The organism is Corynebacterium phoceense (assembly GCF_900092335.1).
Lineage (GTDB): Bacteria > Actinomycetota > Actinomycetes > Mycobacteriales > Mycobacteriaceae > Corynebacterium > Corynebacterium phoceense.
Genome location: NZ_LT596208.1, coordinates 485,667 through 487,402 on the forward strand (window position 1 = coordinate 485,667; position 1,736 = coordinate 487,402).

Consider the following 1,736-nt stretch of genomic DNA (forward strand, 5'->3'; position numbering starts at 1 on the left):
CTGCAGCCACGCCCGCCACGACGCGGCCGTCCTGCGGGCGGGACAGGCGCGGGTAGGCGGGCTGGACCTCACGCGGCGCATAGGGAGAAGTCATGCGTTTTATCTTCGCACGCGCCTCCCTGGCGCGGATCGGGGTAAACCCTGAACTTTAAAAATCAGGGCGTTCCCCGATAGCTCTTGCACGAACCGTGGGCGACGATAAAGACATGAACACCGCGACTCTCAACGAGATGTGGGCAACGCGCCCGCCCCGCATCCCGAGCTCTCAGGGCGGCAATGCCAAGATCGCCGGCGTCTGCGAAGGCATCGGCGCGCGCTACCAAGTAGACCCCACCCTCGTGCGCGTGGCCTTCGTCGTCACCGCGCTCGTCCTCGGCGGCGGCCTCGCCCTCTACGTGCTGGTGTGGGCGTGCATGCCGCTCTACGGCAAGTCCACCGCGCCCATCCAGGACCTCTTTGGTAAACAGGATGGCCCCAAGTCCGAGTCCGGCCTGGGAATTTCACTGCTCATCCTGCTTATCATCGCTGTTGGCCTCGGCCGCTTCTTTGACGACCGGCAGATGGTGTCCACCCTGGTCATTGTTGTCCTCGCGGCCGCCGCGTGGTACGGCCTGCACCGCCATCAGCCCGTCCCGCCGGCGGGTCTGCTCGCCACCGCGCGGGAGACCGCACCGGGCCCTGACATGTCGGTCTTCACGCCGGTCGAGGGCTACCCCTTCCCGCCTGGCCGCCAGACCCCGCCGGCGTGGGACCCTCTCGGCACCGTGCCCGAGGCCTGGGACCTGCCAGACCCCGCGCCCGCCCCCGCACCCAAGAAGAAATCCCACGAGGGTCTCATCGCGACGGTCGCCGTGAGCGCCGCTGTCGTCGTGGGCATCTCATTTATGTTGACAATGGCCGCGTCCGAAGAGAACACGAAGAACCACGCGGGCTCGGTCACCTATACCGTGCGCGACGCCGCGGACCTGCCAGACACCTACTCCAACGGCGTGGGCTCCATGACCGTCGACCTGCGCGAGCTCACGCTCGATAAGCCCCGCACGCTCACCATCGATAACGGCGTGGGCAGCATCGATGTCTACCTTCCGAAGAAGACGCCCATCGCCATTGAATGTGATACCGGACTCGGCACGAGCAATTGCACGCCGCGCAAGGACGCAGGTGCTAAGTTGACTGTGATTATCGACAACGAAATTGGCACTACAACTATCCACGAGTAATGAAAAAGAAGACTATCGCCCTCACCGCCACCGCCCTCGCCGTCCTCGCTGCGGGCGGTGGCGGCGCCTACTACCTCGCCGTCGGCCCCGACGGCGTGGTGCTCACCGCCGCCGATGTCACGACCGTCGCGGCGAAGGACATCACGCAGTCCGTGCCCGCCACGGGCTCGATCGCACCCGTCCGCGAGGTCTCGCTCGCCACGACGCAGTCTGGGCCCATCGTCACGCTCGACGCGAAGGTCGGCCAGCGCGTCACGGCCAACCAGGTCCTCGCCTCCTTCGACACGTCTGCCGCCGAACGCGAACTCCACAGTCAGCGTGCCGCTCAGGCCGCGGAAGAAATCGGCGCGTTCAATCAGGTCGAGGCCGCGCAGCTCGAGCTCACCCAGCTCCAGGACGCGCTGGCTCAAGGCCTCAACGGCGAGGTCAACGCCGCCCGCGCCTCCGTGGGCACCGCGCAGCACAGCTTCGACGACGCGCAGCAGGCCGTCGCCGAGTCCCGCGCCGCCGCAGATC

2 protein-coding genes are annotated in these 1,736 nt (G+C 66.9%); both read left to right on the forward strand.

Features of this window, described 5'->3' with window-relative positions; all coding sequences use genetic code 11:
- Positions 1-206: 206 nt before the first annotated feature.
- A complete protein-coding gene (locus BN9444_RS06425) occupies positions 207-1,220 on the forward strand; it encodes a PspC domain-containing protein (protein ID WP_066510745.1) in 1,014 nt (337 codons plus the stop codon).
- Positions 1,220-1,736 (forward strand): efflux RND transporter periplasmic adaptor subunit (locus BN9444_RS14755; protein ID WP_478219560.1); only part of this gene is annotated, 517 nt, incomplete at its 3' end. The genes BN9444_RS06425 and BN9444_RS14755, both read left to right, overlap by 1 nt.

What these genes read in the sequence shown, in the direction of transcription:
- BN9444_RS06425 (WP_066510745.1), top strand. Translation starts at nt 207, where the DNA reads ATGAACACCGCGACTCTCAACGAGATGTGGGCAACGCGCCCGCCCCGC.